At 65.5% G+C, this 17,511-nt stretch carries 10 protein-coding genes; 3 read left to right on the top strand and 7 right to left on the bottom strand.

Annotation, left to right across the window (positions count from 1 at the left end; genetic code table 11):
- Window positions 1–121 precede the first annotated feature (121 nt).
- Entirely contained in the window at window positions 122–997 is an 876-nt protein-coding gene (locus tag Q1L50_RS17950; protein WP_300341446.1) for an HDOD domain-containing protein, read from the bottom strand.
- Complete coding sequence (locus Q1L50_RS17945) at window positions 994–2,295, bottom strand: EAL domain-containing protein (protein ID WP_300341444.1); 1,302 nt, start codon at window positions 2,293–2,295, stop codon at window positions 994–996. Before Q1L50_RS17945 ends, Q1L50_RS17950 begins: the two co-directional genes overlap by 4 nt.
- Window positions 2,296–2,435: 140 nt before the next feature.
- Between Q1L50_RS17945 and Q1L50_RS17940 the strand changes: the two genes are divergently transcribed.
- Window positions 2,436–3,443 carry an AraC family transcriptional regulator gene (locus tag Q1L50_RS17940; protein WP_300341442.1) on the top strand — a complete coding sequence of 336 codons (1,008 nt, stop codon included), beginning with the start codon at window positions 2,436–2,438 and terminating at the stop codon, window positions 3,441–3,443.
- A gap of 37 nt (window positions 3,444–3,480) precedes the next feature.
- Here Q1L50_RS17940 and Q1L50_RS17935 read toward each other — a convergent pair whose 3' ends face one another.
- From Q1L50_RS17935 to Q1L50_RS17915, 5 genes are all read right to left on the bottom strand, one after another.
- A complete protein-coding gene (locus Q1L50_RS17935) occupies window positions 3,481–5,496 on the bottom strand; it encodes a fused MFS/spermidine synthase (protein WP_300341440.1) in 2,016 nt (671 codons plus the stop codon).
- Between the two features lie 224 nt (window positions 5,497–5,720).
- Entirely contained in the window at window positions 5,721–7,352 is a 1,632-nt protein-coding gene (locus Q1L50_RS17930; protein WP_300341438.1) for a mechanosensitive ion channel domain-containing protein, read from the bottom strand.
- A gap of 121 nt (window positions 7,353–7,473) precedes the next feature.
- Entirely contained in the window at window positions 7,474–8,928 is a 1,455-nt protein-coding gene (gene tldD, locus Q1L50_RS17925) for a metalloprotease TldD (RefSeq protein WP_300341436.1), read from the bottom strand.
- A gap of 45 nt (window positions 8,929–8,973) precedes the next feature.
- Window positions 8,974–9,819 (bottom strand): carbon-nitrogen hydrolase family protein, encoded by an 846-nt coding sequence (locus tag Q1L50_RS17920; RefSeq protein WP_300341435.1) that lies wholly within the window; start codon window positions 9,817–9,819, stop codon window positions 8,974–8,976.
- Window positions 9,800–13,837: a YhdP family protein gene (locus Q1L50_RS17915; RefSeq protein WP_300341433.1), complete on the bottom strand. Its 4,038-nt coding sequence runs from the start codon at window positions 13,835–13,837 to the stop codon at window positions 9,800–9,802. The genes Q1L50_RS17920 and Q1L50_RS17915 overlap by 20 nt, the downstream gene beginning before the upstream one ends.
- Before the next feature lie 330 nt (window positions 13,838–14,167).
- On the opposite strand from Q1L50_RS17915, the gene glnE reads away from it, so the two are divergent.
- Together glnE and Q1L50_RS17905 are read left to right on the top strand one after the other, a co-directional pair.
- The gene (glnE, locus tag Q1L50_RS17910; protein ID WP_300341431.1) at window positions 14,168–16,936 is read left to right on the top strand and encodes a bifunctional [glutamate--ammonia ligase]-adenylyl-L-tyrosine phosphorylase/[glutamate--ammonia-ligase] adenylyltransferase; all 2,769 of its coding nucleotides are present in this window, start codon (window positions 14,168–14,170) and stop codon (window positions 16,934–16,936) included.
- Window positions 16,937–17,017: 81 nt separating this feature from the next.
- On the top strand, window positions 17,018–17,377 hold the full coding sequence (locus Q1L50_RS17905) for a translation initiation factor Sui1 (protein WP_300341429.1): 360 nt from the start codon (window positions 17,018–17,020) through the stop codon (window positions 17,375–17,377).
- Window positions 17,378–17,511 lie beyond the last annotated feature (134 nt).

Here is a 17,511-nt window from a genome sequence, read left to right as displayed (position 1 = left end):
GAAGCCCGAATTGCGACGTTTTCACCACAAATCACCCTGCGGCTATCAATTCTTCATCGCTCGGAAATCCGTCCAATCCCTTGCTGCTGTTGGGATGAAGGGGTTTTCGGTCACGCACTAGCTAGGCGTTGCTCTTGATCACTGCCGCGCCGTCGCAGTAGAGGTTCGCGAGAGCAGCGTCGTCTAGGCCTAGAAGGCGCCGGCAGGACGGGCCCAGTTTCTTCCATTCCTCAGTGTGGCTGGCGCCGGTGACTTCCTGGAGGATGTGCTCGGCGGTCTGGCTGACGGCTACCAGGTAGCGGCTGGCGGCCGGCAGGCCAGACTCGAAATGATCGATGGCGTCGCGGTCGTGATGGTTTCGGATGGCCAGGGAGATTTCCTCCGGCAGCCACCAGTTCCGGGCCATCAGACAGCCGACAAGACTGTGATTGGTCGGCAGCGCCTCGCCTTCGACGTCGGTGAAGGCGCGTTCGGCTTCCCGGTTGGCTCGCCCCAGCGTTTGCATGTAGGCGGGAAAGCGGCGCAGCAGAATGACGATGCCGCAATCCCTGAACAGGCCGTAGGTATAGGCATCGTCGGCACGCAGCGCCGGCTTTCTGACGGTTTGTGCCAGCCAGCCGGAGAGAGCCGCGATCTGCGCTGACGCCTGCCAGAAGCGCTCGTAGTGTGCAGAGCCAGGGAACGCCTGGCGCAGGCTGATGGCGGCGATGGCCCGGCTGGTGGCGTCTAGGCCGAGCATCAGCAGGGCTTCGCGCACCGAACGGCAGCGGCTGTGACAACCGAAATAGGGCGAATTGGCGGTCTTGATCAGGCCGGCGGCGAGGCTGACATCGGCACTGATCTGCTGCCTGACATACTGGAGGTCGGGTTGTTCCCGACGCATTTCATGGCAGATGCGATCGATGATCGTCGGCCGCGGCGGGATGTCGATATCGCGGATCGTTCGTTCGAGCAACTCGTCAAGCGGGCGCTGCCGCCCTGGAGGGTTATCGCTCATGCTCTCGCTCGCAGCCAGTCCAGCATCGTTTCTTCGGTCATCGGGCGGGCATGAAAATAGCCCTGGACCGCGTCGACAGAAGCTTGCTCGACGGCGGCCTGTTGGGCGGCGGTCTCGACGCCCTCGGCGACCACCGTCATCCCCAGCTCGCGCCCGAGCAGGGCCATGGCCTTGACTACGGCATAGGCGCGCCGGTCGTCGGGCAGCACACGAATGAATGAGCGGTCGAGCTTGATCTTGTTGGCCGGCAGATCCATGAGGTTGGCCAGGCACGAGTAGCCGTGGCCGAAATCGTCAATGGCGATCCCGACACCCGCCACCCGGACGCTGCGCAGATTGGCCTGCACGGTTTCGGAAAGGTCGAGGAACAAGGACTCCGTAAACTCCAGCTCGATGAGTGCCGGTGCCAGGTTGGCGCAAATCAGCGCGGCCTGCAGCGCCGGTGAGAAACTCGCCGAGGTGAGCTGGGCCCGCGAGACGTTGATGGCCACCTTGGTCGGTACGCCTTCGTCGCGCAGCCTCGCGGCGTACAAGGCGCCCTGCAGCAGGCTCCATTCGCCCAGCCGGACGATGAGCCCTGTTTTTTCGGCAACCGGAATGAACTTGCCGGGCAACAGGCGCTGCTCCGGCAGATCACAGCGGATCAGCGCCTCGATGGCCTCGACGCGGCCATCGAAACCGACCAGCGGCTGATACTCGAGCGCCAGGCAGCCGCTTTCCAGGGCTCGGTGCAAGTCGGCCTCGATGGCCAGCTCATCGCGTGCGAGTTGCACGCCATGTCGACCGGCGACCGGGTCGTCGCCGGAAGCCACCAAGCACTTGCCACCGCGGCGCTTCGCCTCCACCATCGCCCGGTCGGCGCGTTCAAGCAGGCTCAGGGCGTCCTCGCCGGATTGGTGAACGGCGAGGCCCAAACTCGCCGACGGATGCATCAACAGTTCGTCGATGGCGAGCGGGCGCTCGATCTCGGCGAGTACCCGCTGCCCGATTCCGGACGCGTCCTGCAGGTTCACCGCAGGAATCAGCGCAACGAACTCGTCACTACCCATCCGCAGCAGGGTGCAATCGCTGCTCAAGCTCAGCCGCAGGCGCTCCGCCAGCCGCACAATGACGCGGTCTCCGGCGGCGTGGCCGAAGGACTCGTTGATCTGCCGGAAACGGTCGATGTCCAGCCACAGCACCGCCAGCAAACCGCCGGTCGAGTCTGCCTCGGCAACGGCCCGGGTGGCGGCGCGCAGGCCGCCGCCACGGTTCAGGAAACCGCTGATCAGGTCGACGTCGGGGCGAGAGTCGTGCACGGGATTGGCTGCGTGTTTCCGGTCTGGTCGATTGACAGGCCTCAGACTAGGCCCCGCGACAGGCGCATCCTTGACCGGGCGCGCCTTTCGCTTCACCATTTGCGCCAATCAAGCCGCAACTTCGCTGCTGACCCCCGTCGATGACCACTCAGAGTTCGCTCGCCAGCGCCTGGCTCATTCTCTTTCGCCTGCTCGAAGCATATGGCGCCAAACCGCAAAGCTGGTTGCGCGAACTCGGCGCAGACCCGGCGCTTGCCCGTCAGCCCGGCGCGCGCTTGCCCAGCCGGCTGGTGGACGTCATCGTTACCCGGGCCGCCGCCTTGATCGAGGATCCCGCTTTTGGCCTCGGCGCGGCCGGGTGCTGGCATCCATCCAGCCTGGGCGTGCTGGGCTACGCCTGGTTATCGAGCAGCACGCTGCACCAGGGCCTGAAGCGGATTGAGCGCTACGCCCGCTTGCTCGGTGACCGCTGGAGCTGCCGCTGCGTTGACGAGGCAGACGGGCTTCGTTTTGTCAGTGATCACGGGCGCAGCGACATGATCGTCGGACCCGTCATGGCCGACTTCACGCTGTCGTTGACTCTCGCCATGTGCCGCAGCAATTTCGAGCGCACGCTCAACCCGGCCAGGGTCTTCCTCCGTCGACCGATGCCAGCCGACCCGCGTCCTTACCACGATTTCTTCGCTTGTGAGGTGCGCTTCGGGGCGCTCGAGGACGCTTTGGTGCTCAGCAGCAGCGATGCCGAAGCACTCCTGCCGACCGCCAACCGTGAACTGGCAGCAACCTTCGATGCGATTCTTGCCGACCAACTGGCTGTACGCAGCAAAGATGATCTCGTTTCACGCTGCCAGGTTTTTCTGCTCAAGCAACTGACCTCCGGTGAGCCCAGCGTTGGCGACCTGGGCAAGGCCCTCGGCATGAGCCGGCGCACTTTGCAGCGCAAGCTGAACGAAATGGGCACCAGCTACCAGCAGCTTCTTGTCGGGACGCGCTATGCCCTGGCCAAGCGCTACCTCAACGACTCGGCCAAGAGCGTGACCGAAATCACCTTCCTGCTCGGTTTCTCCGAACAGGGTGCTTTCACTCGCGCGTTCAAGCGCTGGAGCGGTGCGGCGCCGAGGGATTACCGCCAGCGGGTCGACGCTTGACGACCGTTCCGGCAGGCCTGGCCGCTGCCTGGCGCGCTCACCGGAGAACCCCCAGCAGGTTCGAGAAACTGTCTGTCCACACCTCGAAGCCGGGCCGGGGACTCAGCTTATCTGCCGCCTGCATCGCCTTCGGCACCTTCGCCGCGCGCTCGGGGGACATCAGCAGCACCCACACCGAGTGGCGGCAGAAGCGGTCATCCGCCGCCGGATCGAGGTCAAAGATCAGCGCGGTCATGCCTAGCTGGGAGGCCGCAGCAGCGATCACCGGACGCAGATCAAGATAGCGGTTGGTGATGTGGACCGCCAGCAAGCCGTCGCTCTTCAGGTGTCGCAGATAAGCCCGCATCGCCTCCAGCGTCAGCAGGTGCGTCGGAATCGAATCTCCGGAAAAGGCGTCGATCGCCAGCAGGTCGAAGTTCTGGGGCGCTTCACTCTCGAGCATCAGGCGGCCATCGCCGAGCACCGGCACGATAGTGGCGGCGCTGTCGGCCAGGTAGCTGAACTCGCTGCGCGCCAGGTCGACGACCTGGTCGTTGATTTCGTACATCCGCATCTCGTCACCGGCGCGGCCGTAGGTGGCCAGCGTCCCGGCACCAAGGCCGAGGATGCCGATCCGCAGCGGCTGGTCGTCGGCGCGGCTGCGCAGTGCCAGGCCAATCCCCGAGTTCTCGCAATAATAGGCGGTTGGCTGCCGACGGTACTCCGGTGACAGGAACTGTTCGCCGTGATTGACCCGCCCGTGGAACATCTTGCGCTTGACCCCGAGGTCTTCGTCGCTTACGTCGGCGACTCGCAGCTGGCCGTAGAAGTTGCGCAGCACCAGCCGGTAGTCTTCGACGTAATCGACCGAGATACCGCCGAGGCGGTAGCCGTAGGCGAGCAGCGCCAGCAGCAACAGCCCACGCCAGCGTGGCTGCAGTTCGCGCCAGAGGACGCTGATCACCAGCGCGGCACACAGGAAGAGCCCGATCGGCAGTTCGAAGTAGGCGTTGAAGATCGCTGGCGCGATCAGGCCGACGAAAGTTCCGCCGAGCGCGCCGCCGATCGAGAGCATCAGATAGAACAGCGTCAGGTGGCGAACCGCCGGCCGGCGCCGGACCAGCTCGCCGTGGCAGACCATGCAGATGACGAACAGCGACAGCGACATCAGCGCGACGAGCAGCGGGACGTCGAGGCCAGCGCCGTCGAGCACCCGGTCGATCGCCAGAAAGGCCAGCGGCAAGGCGGCCAGGAAGCCGGGCCGATAGTAGTAGCGCGGCGCGTCGAAACAGAGGATGAAGCTCAACAGGTAGATGCTCAGCGGCAGCACCCACAGGAACGGCACCGGCGCGACATCCTGCGTCAGGTGGCGGGTGATCGCCAGCAACAGCAGCGAAGCGGTCATCGCCAGGCCGATCCACAGCAGGCACTCGGTCCACGGCGGACGCGGTGTCGCGACGGCACTGGTCGCCGCCAACTCGCGTTCGCTCGACACGCCCTTCCATGATTGCCAGGCGCTGCCCAGGCAGGCGACGACAAACACGACGTAAGCAGCCGACCAGGCGATGGCCTGATCGTGCACCCGAAAATACGGTTCGACCAGCACCGGATAGCTCAGGAGCGCGATCATCGACGCCAGGTTCGACAGCGCATAGAGACGATAGGGCATCAGACTGGCGAAGCTGCGCGCATACCACGCCTGCATCAGCGGCCCGGTCGTTGACAGCAGCAGATAGGGCATGCCGACCGCCGCGGCGAGGACGACCAGGACGTTCCAGGTCGGGTTCTCGAACGCCGCGTCTTTCCACGTCGGGTCGGCAACCACCGGCAGCGTTGCCAGACTCAGCAGCAGCAGCACGCAATGGACGATGTTCTGGCGGCGTGGCGAAAGCAACTCGTGCAACAGGTGGACGTACAGGTAACCGAGCAGAAGTTCGGCCTGAAAAAATACCAGGCAGGTGCTCCATACGGACGACGAGCCACCGAACCACGGCAGGATCATCTTGGCAATGATCGGCTGCACCTGGAAGAGCAGGAAAGCCGACAGAAAAACGGTTATCGCAAAGCTAAGCATCCGGGTTCCTGATGGGATACGGTTAAAGGTCGGCTGGGCTGGAGCCGTGCCGAAACGATGTGTTCGGAGCGTTCAGCTTGCTCGCCGGCTCATCGCGACGGGGTGTTCAACAGACGCTGAAGGGCATCGCGCGGCCGCGGAGGACGACCTGCAGGGTCGTCGCCGGACCTCCGTAGCCTCCCCGCACACGCACCGCGTCGCCTCGGTGGCAGCCAATGCCGCCCTCAGCTTCCTGCTCTGGGGGCATCCGGCGCAGCTGGCGCGGCGTGCCAGTCCTCTCGCGGGACGACCAGATTGCTGGCCGGTTGTGAGTTGAAATGTGGCGACATGATCTGGACACCGTAGGTATTGAACTGATCCTGGATATTGGCGTGCAGTGCCGAGAGTACCGGTACGCGTTCGAGCGGCTGGTCCATGTGCGCGAACAGTTCGTATTCGACGTACCAGTCGGCCAGACTTTTTTGATAGACAAAGGGCGTCGGTACAGGCCGCAGTCCGGGTGTCTGCTTGGCAGCGGCGATGAGCATCGCATGCACCTGGCGCCAGGGCGTGTCGTAACCGATGGTCACCGAGGTCGACACCAGCGTACCGCGCTCGCCGGCGAGCCGGGAGAAGTTGCGGATCGTGTTGCCGACCAGCACCGCGTTGGGAATCGTGATCTCTTCGTTACGCATGTTGATGATCTTGGTCGACAGCACGCCGACCTGGCTGACCACGCCGGCGTTGTCGCCGATCTGCACGAAGTCGCCGACCGACAGCGCGCGCGCATAGACCAGCACCAGACCGCTCATCAACTGGTTGACGATCCCTGCCGAGCCGAGCGTGAACATGAAGCCGAACATCACCGACAGGCCCTTGAAGGCGTCGCTGTTGGACATTGGAATGAACGGGTAGGCGATGGCGATGCCCAGGCCCCAGACCACCACCGTCACCAGCCGCTGGGTTGCGCTGACGGTGTCGGCATGCAGTCCTGGCGCTTGCACCCGGCCTTCCTTGGCGGCCTTGAAGAAATTGCCGATGGCATCGTTCGCCGCCTTGGTCAAGAACAGGATGACCACCGCGGTGGTCAGTGACGGCATGGCGCCGATGAAGCTGGTGCCGATGTCTTCGAGCAGCTCCAGCAGGAAATCGCCGAGCCTGTCGCCGAGCGGCTCGGTAAGCGGAAAGCGCGCCAGGACATAGGTCAGCCACAGGTAGGCGACAGTCAACCACAGGAAGCCCATCAACACTTGCGATAGCCGCTGTACCAGCAACCAGCCGTGCCGCGCCCAGCGCAACTGCCGGTGGGCGTCCTCCCTTTCGATCAGTCGTTGCAGGCGGCCGACCACCATTCGCGTCGCGCGCGCGATCAGCCAGAGCAGAGCAAAGGCGATCACCGTCGCCACCGCGGACAGCCCGACACCCTTCAGCAACACCGCAGGACGACGTTGCTCCGCGTCGGCCTGCAGCGCTTCGGCGATTCTCTGGCGGGCGCTCTCCGCCACCTGCTCCAGAGTGAGCTTCTCCTGCGGGTCGAGGTCGGTCTCGGCGACGCCGAAGAGAAGATTGCCGCCAGCGGTCAAGGTGATGCCGCGGACACCGTCGAGAGTGAGCGGAGTCAGCTCGATCGGCAGCGCCATCTGGCTTGGCGTCAGGTGGTCGATGCGGTCGGCGGACTTGCGCGCGCGGGCTGCCGGCGAGGCCCCGAGGATGGTCCCGCGAAAGGTGACGATCGGCCGGAAGTTGTGGTACAGGATGGCCTCGCCAGTGGCGGGCTGTTCCGCCGCCGTCGCCGCGCCAACCAGGAACAGGAAGCCAACCAGCGCCAGCCAGGACAGCGTTGCGGCGAGCCTGGAGTAGGCGGCGACAGCGTTCATCACTAAATCCAGTCGAAGAGAGAGACGCGCGGGATTATACGGCCGGAAAGCCCGGCGATGAGCATGGGGAACCCCCGCTGCCGGCGTGCGCCGCGCGCCAGCTACCGCCGACCCTGGCGCCCTAGGCGGTGCCGCCGACGGTCAGCCCGTCTATCCGCAGCGTCGGCTGGCCGACGCCGACCGGAACGCTCTGTCCGTCCTTGCCGCAGGTGCCGACGCCCGGGTCGAGACACATGTCGTTGCCGACCATCGACACCTGGTTCATCGCCTCCGGACCGCTGCCGATCAGCGTCGCGCCCTTGACCGGACAGCCAATCTTGCCGTTCTCGATGAGGTAGGCCTCGGACATCGAGAAGACGAACTTGCCGTTGGTGATGTCGACCTGGCCGCCACCGAAATTGACCGCGTAGATCCCCTTCTTGACCGACTTGATGATTTCCTCCGGGGCTTTGTCGCCATTCAGCATGGTGGTGTTGGTCATCCGTGGCAAAGGCAGGTGGGCGAACGACTCACGACGGCCGTTCCCGGTCGGGGCGACGCCGCTCAGGCGCGCATTGAGGCTGTCCTGCATGTAGCCGATCAGGACGCCGTCCTCGATCAGCACCGTACGCTGCGTCGGATTGCCTTCGTCGTCGATGTTGAGCGAGCCGCGGCGGCCGGGAATCGTCCCGTCGTCGACCACCGTGACGCCTCTGGAAGCCACCTGGCTACCGATTCTGCCGGCGAAGGTCGAACTGCCCTTGCGATTGAAGTCGCCTTCGAGGCCATGACCGACCGCCTCGTGCAGCAAGATCCCCGGCCAGCCGGGACCGAGCACAACGGTCATCGTGCCGGCCGGCGCCGGACGCGCGACGAGGTTGGTCAGCGCCTGGTGCACGGCCTCGCGAGCGTAGCCGAGCAGCACGTCGTCGGTAAAGCAGCTGTAGTCGGTTCGCCCGCCACCACCCGCCGAACCCTGTTCGCGCTGGCCGCCCTGTTCGACGATGACCGTCAGCGAAACGCGCACCAGCGGTCGGATGTCGGCGGCCAGCCGGCCATCGCTGCCAGCTACCAGGACCACCTCGTATTCACCGGCCAGATGTGCCATGACCTGCGTGACGCGCGTGTCCGCGGCGCGGGCCATCGCTTCCAGCCGTTCGAGCAGCTTCACCTTGCTCGCCGCGTCGAGTGACGCCAGCGGATCGTGCGGCACGTAGAGGGCGTGCTGTCCACCGCCCTTCTTCAACGCCGGCACCCGTTTCGCTTGCCTGCCGGCGGCGGCAATTGCGCGCACCGCCTCGGCGGCGTCAGCTAGGGCCTGCACGCCGATGTCGTCCGAATAGGCGAAGGCCGTTTTCTCCCCCGCCAGCGCGCGTACGCCAACGCCCTCGTCGATATTGAAGCTGCCCGCCTTGACGATTCCCTCCTCGAGGCTCCAGCCTTCGGAGCGGCTGTACTGGAAATAGAGGTCGGCGTAGTCGACCTGGTGGGTCATGATCTTGCCAAAGACCCGGTTCAGGTCGGCAAGGCCCAGCCCGTAAGGGGTGAGCAGGGTCTTCTGGGCCTGCACGAGGAGTGTCTGCGATTTTGCGTTCATCGAATTTCCGATTGTCCTGCGTTTGATGACGGTGACGACACAGCGTCACATGACGCGGTGCTTGAGTGCCGGCAGACTGCTGCGGACCGCGGCGACGCGCTCCCGCTGCAGGTCTCCGATGACAATTCCCGGTCCCTTCGATTTGCGGTCGAGGATTTCGCCCCAGGGGTCGATCAGCATGCTGTTGCCGTGCGTTTCGCGGCCGTTCTCGTGGCGTCCACCCTGCGCCACGGCCAGCACATAGCACTGATTCTCGATCGCCCGCGCCCGCAGCAGTATTTCCCAGTGCGCCCGGCCGGTGGTCTCGGTGAACGCCGCCGGAATCACCAGCAGCTCTGTGACACCCAGCGCTCGATAAAGCTCCGGGAATCTGAGGTCGTAGCAGATCGACAGACCGACCCGGCCAAAGGAAGTGGCGAAAGCCACTGGCTGGTTGCCGGGCTCGATGGTCGCGCTCTCGTCGTAGGATTCGGCACCCTGCCGGAAACCGAACAGGTGGATCTTGTCGTAACGCGCCACCCGCTGGCCCTGTGGATCGTAGGCGACACTCGAATTGAGCACCTTGTCCGGGCTGCCGGCGCGCAGCGGCAGTGAGCCGCCAATCAGCCAGATCCCGTGCTCGCGCGCGCTGGCCGCGAGAAAGTCTTGGATCGGCCCGCAACCGTCATTCTCGCGCACGCGCACTTTGTCGGCATCGCTCATGCCCATGATCGCAAAGTACTCGGGCAGGGCGACCAACTGCGCGCCCTGAGCCACGGCTTCGGCGATGTGCTTTGCGGCGCTCCGCAAATTCTCGTCGACGCGTGGCGTCGACACCATCTGTACCGCCCCGACGCGCAGCGTGGCGGCATTCGGCAAGTCGCGTGGCAAGTCACTGCTTGGTGGGCTCATTGCTCGCTCCGGTTGGATTCTGGGAAGTGCTCGCTGGAGCAGCGGGTGATCCGGGCACCGCTGTCGCTGGCGGGGACGATGCGGCGCCTCCGGAAACTCTTTCGACCTTGGGGTCGTCCCACTTGCCGGTGACCAGGTACTCGAAACTGAACATCTTGTTGAGTGGATTCTGCAGCACCTTGTGCGCCAGCAGTGTGGCGACGCCAGCGAGCGGGTTGAGGACGGCGACGCCCAGTGCCGCGCTACCACCCAGTTCGGGCTGCACGCTGACGTTGAGGTGCTGCGTTTCGTTCTTGAGATCCGCCTCGCCGCGCATCACCACGCTGGCGCCGGGTCCATCGATCTGCAGCCGGTCGGTACGCATCAGCCCGTTTTTCAAGGTCATCTTGCCGTTGATGCTGTCGAAGGCGAAACCCTGGCTGAAGACGTCGCCGAAATCAAGCGAAAATCGGCGCGGCAGGCCCTGCAGGCTGATCAGCCCGAGCAGCTTGCCGGCCGCGCCGGGGTCCAGCTTGAGGAATTCGCCGTTGCTCGCCGCGAGCTTCATCTCGCCGCTCAGGGTGGCGTAGTCCAGACCCTCCGGCGGTCCGCTCCAGCCAAGCTTGCCCTGCATGTTGGCTTTGCCGCTTCGTACGGTCCCGGGATAGCCCAGCCGTTCGAGGAGCTTGCCGACGTCGGTGCTGTCGAGGACGAAGTCGATCTGGGTTCGGTTGCCCTTGGCGACCTGCCACTGCCCCGTCCCCGAGAACCGCGCTGCGGGGTTGAGCAGCTCGACCTTGTCGAGCCGCCAGATTCCGCCGTCATTATGGGCCTGCACTTCGAGGCGTCCGAAGCGGCGGACGCCGACGGCAAATTCGTCGACGACGATGTCGAGAGCCGGCAACTCCTGCAGGGCGTCGCCTGGCTGGATTGCCTCGACGGGCTGGTCGCTCTTTCCGGGAAGTTGCCACGTCTGCAGTCGTGCGGTCAGCTTGCCGGCACCTTCCCCGTCCCAGCGAAATGTGCCAGCGGCCTCACGCGACAGCAGCTTCGCACGCCAGACGGGATTCACCCCGGCAACGCCCAGCGTGACGTCGGTGTAGTGCCAGCCCGAGACGACGACTTCGTCGGCCTTGAGATCGACCGAGACCGGCAAGGTGCCAGCAGCGGGGGACGCCGACCCGGGGTCACCGCTCTTGCGCCGACCGCGGAGGGTCTTTCGCCAGTAGTCGACGTCGAGCAATCGGGTGCTGACGCCGATGACGATGCCGCTATCCGGCAAGGGCTTCGCTGGTCGGCCGATGGCGATCGCCGCGCTCTCGATCGAACGCTCATCGCCCAGCTTGCGCTGGATCAGCTGCATGCTGGCGACGCTGCCCAGAGTGGCGCGCAACTGACTGCGCACCGCCGCTTGCGCATTCGCCGGCGCCGGCGAAAGCGGTGAGGCCGGTGGTAGCAGCAGGTTGTCGAGGTGCAAGGGCATGGCTTCGCTGGCGGTCTTGGCGAAAGGTGCCGGCAGGGTGGACGCGATGCCGACCAGGTCCGAGTCAAGCTCCAGTTCGACCTGACGCTTCCTGACGCTGATCCTGGCGCGATAGGCGGTGCTTCCGGTCACGCTGTCGAGCAGCGGCAGGTCGACCCGTCGGCGCAACTCGTCGACGCCGACGCTGCCGTCGACCGTGACCCGAACCTTGCCCCCGTCCGCCCCACCCTTGATGGTCACCGGGCCACCGAACAGCGTGGCCTTGATCTCTGGTACGTGCAGGTCCTTCTCCGAGAACTGCAGGCGTCCGCTGAGCTCCCGCAAGGGCGGCAGCGAGCGATCGACGGTCACTTCGTTGGCCAGAAAGGCATAGCTCCCGTCGATTTTCGAGTCGCCAAGCCGAGCCTCCTCAAGCGGAATCACCAGGCCGATATCGAGGCGGCCCTTGCCGCTGGCGCTCATCTCGTCGGTGAAATGGTCGATCTGGTCGGCCACCGGACTGTCGGCGATGAACTTCAGGAACTCGGCCGTATCTCCGTCGGCACGGCCCTTGACCTTCAGGGTGGACACCGGCGCGTCGAAATCGGGTATTTCCGCCCGCGTCCGCGTGAGCCTGGCGCCGAGAATCGACCCGCGTCTGGCGTCGACGACCATCCCCGAGCCTTCGAAACGCAGATTGGCGTCGAGGTCCCTGATCTCCGGCCAGCCGGTTCCATAGTCGAGCGTCACGTCGTTGGCCTTGACGGTGACCAGGAACTGCCCCTGCTTCGGGTCTAGGAAAGGAAAATTCGCCAGGTCGCCTTTGAGCACCAGTCGTGCTTCGCTGGCCGCCCCGGCTTTCAATGCATCGCGAACCCAGTGACGGGCGTCGGCATTGATCGCCGCCGGCAGGTAGCGCCAGACGGCGCGCGCGTCGGCACGGGTCAGCGCCGCCGTCAGGTCGATGCGCCCGGGCCCGTCAGCAGCATGGCGGAAAGTCCCGCGTGCAGAACCGGCGGCGTCAGACCCGGTGAATTCCATGCTCGACAGCTCGGCATCGAGGACGCCTCTGTTGATCTTCCAGCTGGTCTGAACCTTCAGCGTGTCAAGCGCGATCGAGGACTCCGGAAAAACCAGTGGTAGATCGATGCTCACCGCCTTCGAATCAAGGGTCGCGCTCCCCCCATGTTCGCTGGCATCGACCAGGCCGGAAAGCCCCGAGGCACCCGGAAAGGCACCTTTGGCTTTCAGTGCGAGGTGGTCGAAACGCGCTTTCAGCGCGTAGGCCTGCAAGCCCTCGGCGTTGCCCTCCCAGGTGACGCGCAGCTGGCTGACCTGGCCACGCGGCGCAAAGGCGCTGAGCAACTGGCGCGACCCGGCATCCAGTGGCAGGTGCGCGGCGAGACCGGCCAGCGCGCCGAGTTCCAGCACGCTGGCGGTGGCGCTGCCGCGCACCGCAGTGCTGCCCGCCTGGCGCTGCCAGTCAAGGTGAAAATCGGTTGGCTCGACGCGAATTTGCTCCGGCGAACCCGCGCGCCCGGCGTCTGCCGGGCGCGTTGTCAGCTCGACGCGGCGCCCGTCGAGGCGGGTCCCGGCGGGCGTGAAGCGGGCGCCGACGCGGCCACTCATACGTGCCAGCTCAAGCGCCGGCAGGTCCTTCGCCAGCCGCAGATTGACATCGTCGAGCGAGAGGTCCGCCGTCAGTTCCTGCAAACCGCCTTCCGCAAAGTCAGCCCAGGCGCGCACCGCGCCGCGACCATACGGCAGCGCAACCGGATAATCGATCCAGGTGCGCCAGACGGCGAGGTCGGCGTAGTCGATCTGGACAAAGGCTTTCCCAGTCCATGACTGGGCATCGTCGAGACGCCGGCCGTGGAAGTCGCCGCGCAGGTCGATTTTCGCCGCCAGCTCCGCGGGCGGCAATGCGGTCAGCCCGAAGCGGTGCCGGCGGCCATTGTTGTCCAGGCCAAAGTTGACATCTTCGAGAATCAGCGCCGGCGCGGCGCGTTCGGCATCTTCCCAGACCACCGTCGCGCCGCTGACACGAATGCGCTTCTGCGCCAGCACCCAGTCGCCGACATCTCCGTCGCCGGCGTTCTGATCGATGGCGATGCCGGCGACGTAGAAACGGCCGTCCCTGTCGCGTCGCAGATGCAGGGTCGGCTCGTCGATCTGTAGCAAACGCAGGCGCAGTGACAGTCGCGGTATCGACGACCATGAGAGAACGCTGTGCACGCGAATGAAGGCCAGCGCCGGCTGGCCTTGCCGGTCGGCGATGAGTACGTCGGAGAGAATCAGATCCGGGTTCAGCCCGTCCCAACTGGCCTCGATTCGCCCGATGCTGACCGATAGCCCGATGGCGCGGCCGACCCGGTCCTCGATTTCAGTTCGATAGCTATCAATGTTCGGCAGTACCAGATAGCGAAGCGCCAGAACCAGCAGCACGAAGGCGAAATAGAGCAGCCAGAAAGCGCGCACGCCGAGCCGCCAGACTTTGCCCGCCAGCGGGTGCGCGAGAAACGGCAGGAGATAGTGGAAGCGATGGTAGAGCGCCGGGCGCAGTTCCTCCGCACGCATCACAGCAGGTCGCCACCCGGATACCTTTGCCAATAGCGGCGGGCCGTCACTAGAATGTCGGCAGCGCTGGACGATTGCCGCCGCCAGCCGCCGCGACGATGTCCCGGCCACCGGAGTCGGGCCGGGAATCGACAGGGTCGGCAGGGTGTGACGCTGCGGCGCTGGTAATCATGCGGTGTCCAGGACGAAAGGCGAGCGGTCAAATGAGTGGTCAACTCCGCAGCGGGAAAAGGTGCATGCAGCTTGAAGCGCCCATTGTAACGGCTTTGCCGCCGGCGTTCAGCGGCAGCGGCACGGTGTCGGCCCGACGGCCAGAGAACTGAGACAAGCATGGACCCAACCATCAAGACAAGCAATGCAACCAATGCCACGCCCGATCCCGGTGCACAGGCGCTCGACGCACCGTGGCCGGCAGCGCAGGCGCACAGTCATTACCTGCGCAACCTGCTCGTCACCCGCCCCGAGATCGGCAGCTGGCTCGGCGAGACCCAGGCGCAGGCGCTCGGCGCCAAGCAGATGAGCGATTTCCTGGCCGGCCAACCGAGCAGTACCGACGAACAAATGAAGAGCGCGCTGCGCCGCCTTCGCCAGCGGGTGATGAGCACCCTGATCGTGCGCGATCTGGGCGGCGCGGCCAGCCTCGGCGAAGTCGTCGAGAGCATGACCGTGCTCGCCGATCTGAGCACCAACTGGGCACTCGACTTCGTCCATCGACAACTGAGCGCGCAGTTCGGCGAGCCGCTGGACAGCCGGGGGCAGCCGCAACGCCTGCTGGTGATCGGCATGGGCAAGCTTGGCGGGCGCGAGCTCAACGTCTCTTCGGACGTCGATTACATCTTCATCTACCCGGAGGAGGGACAGACCGCCGGTGGTGGCGGCCGCCGGATCGACAACTACGACTTTTTCCAGCGGCTCGGCAAACGCCTGATCGGTGCCCTGGGCGAGCTCACCGAAGATGGGCGGGTGTTTCGGGTGGACATGCGCTTGCGGCCAAACGGCGACTCCGGACCGCTGGTCTGCTCGCTCGACTCGCTGGAGCAGTATCTCATCACGCAAGGCCGCGAATGGGAGCGCTACGCCTGGATCAAGGCCCGGGTACTGAACCAGGGCGTCAACCTGCAGGCCGAATGGCTGCGGGCGCTGCAGGACATCAGTCGCCCCTTTGTCTTTCGCAAGTATCTCGACTTCGGGGCGATCAACGCGATGCGCGACCTGCACGCGCAAATCCGCCGCGAGGTGGCGCGCAAGGAGATGGCCGAGCACATCAAGCTGGGGCCCGGGGGCATCCGGGAAATCGAGTTTATGGCGCAGGTCTTCCAGCTGATTCGGGGCGGTCGCGACCCGGCGCTGCAAGCGCGGCCGACGCTGACGGTTCTGGCACTGCTTGCCGAGCGTCGCCTGCTGCCAGCCGAGAACGAGCGCGAGCTGGCGGGTGCATATGACTTCCTGCGCCGTCTCGAACACCGCTTGCAGTACGTCAACGATGCCCAGACGCACCGTCTGCCGGGCAACGGCCAGGACCGACTGCAGATTGCCAGGTCGATGGGCTTTGCCGATTGGCCGGCTTTTGCGGCGGTCCTCGATGGGCATCGGGCGATCGTTTCGCGCTGCTTCGAAGAAGTCTTCTCCGAGCCAGCGGAAGGCGCGCACCCGCTGCTCGCCATCTGGGAAGAAGTGGCCGCCGGCGACGATGCGCTCGAACGCCTGGCGACGCTCGGCTTTCGCCAGCCGCAAGCGATGCTCGAACGTTTGCGCAGCTTCCGCCAGAGTAGCCGTTACCTGCAGTTGCCGGCCAGCAACCGCGAGCGCCTCGATGCCCTCGGGCCGCGTCTGATCGATGCCGCTGCAGCAACCGGTACGCCTGACGCGACCTGGCGGCGCGGCCTCGACTTCCTGGAAACGATCAGCCGGCGTGGCGCCTACCTGGCGCTCCTGCAGCAGTATCCACAGGCGCTGACCCAGCTCGCCGACCTGATTGGCAGCTCGTCGTGGGCGGCCGACTACCTGACCCGCCACCCGATCCTGCTCGACGAGCTGCTGGACTCGCGGATCTTCGACGTCACCACCGACTGGCAGGGATTTCGCGACGAACTACAGGCGCGGCTGGCGCAGCATCTCGATGACACCGAGCGCGAGATGGACATCCTGCGCGAAACGCACCACGCGCAGGTCTTTCACTTCCTGGCGCAGGATATCGCCGGCCTGCACACGGTCGAGCATCTGGCCGACCGCCTCAGCCAACTCGCCGACATCATGGTACAGACGACGATGGACCTCTGCTGGCGGCGCTTGCGCGAACGTCATCCCGATCCCGGGCAGCCGCCACGCTTCGCGGTCATCGCCTACGGCAAGCTCGGCGGCAAGGAACTGGGCTTCGCCTCCGACCTCGACCTGGTCTACCTGCACGACGACCCGCAAGACGGGACCGGAGAACTCTACGCCCGCCTGGGTCAGCGCATGAGTACCTGGATGTCGAGCCGCACCTCGGCCGGGATGCTCTTTGAAGTCGACCTGCGGCTGCGGCCGAACGGCGAGTCGGGAATGCTTGTTTCGCCGATCAAGGCGTTTCGCGACTATCAGCTCCGGCACGCCTGGGTCTGGGAACACCAGGCGCTGACGCGCGCCCGTTTCTGTGCCGGCGACCCGGCGGTGGGCGCGCAGTTCGAGGCGATCCGCATCGAGATCCTGCGGCAGCCGCGCGATCTGGCCACGCTCAGGGAGGAAGTCCTGACCATGCGCCGGCGGATGTTCGACGAGCACGGCTCGCGCAGTGAAGAAGACTTCGATATCAAGCACGATCGTGGTGGCCTGATCGACGTCGAGTTCATCGTCCAGTACCTGATCCTCGGCCACGCCCATGCGCACGCCCGCTTGTGCGGCAACCTCGGCAACATCGCTTTGCTTGGGATCGCCGCCGAACTTGGCCTGATTGCGGTCGAGCTGGCCGACCCGGCGCGCGACGCTTACCGCGAGTTTCGCCGCATGCAGCACGTCCTGCGCTTGAACGCCGGCCGTCGGGCGCGCGTCGAACGGGCCTCGGTCAGCCGCCGCATCGCAGCGGTCGGCGCGCTGTGGCTGGCGGTCTTTGAAACCTCGTGAGGGATAAGGACGAAGCGCGCCCCTTGCCCGGCAAGGGTCTGGCGGTTTCTGGCCTGTGGCCCATGACGAAGAGAGGTAGCGATGCGTAAATCAGGTGTCGGGGGGCTCGTCTATTCCACCGACGGTGGCCGTATGTGCCCCAGCTGCCGCCAAGCCTTGGCCGAGTGTTCGTGTGCCACAGCCGCCAGCGCTGGCCAGGGTAACGGCGTGCTGAGGGTCAGCCGCGAAACCAGGGGGAGGGGCGGCAAGACGGTGACGCTGATCCGCGATGCCGCGCTCAATCCGGTGGACCTCGCGGTACTTGGCAAGGGCTTGCGGACCGCCTGCGGGTCGGGTGGCACGGTCAAGGACGGCGTGATCGAAGTGCAAGGCGATCACTGCGAGCGGGTGATCGAGTATCTCAGGAAGGATGGCTTCACCGTCAAGCGGGCCGGCGGATAGGGTCGGCGGTTCGCCAGCCCGCGGCTCTGGGTGATGGCTGGCGCCATGTTTCCGGATGGCGCGACCGACTGCCCGCGCTAGCCCCGAAATCTGCAACAGTCGCTTGGCGTTTCACCGCCACTGTGTTTATAATG

The organism is Accumulibacter sp. (assembly GCF_029255145.1).
Lineage (GTDB): Bacteria > Pseudomonadota > Gammaproteobacteria > Burkholderiales > Rhodocyclaceae > Accumulibacter.
This window is presented reverse-complemented; position numbering and strand designations above follow the sequence as displayed.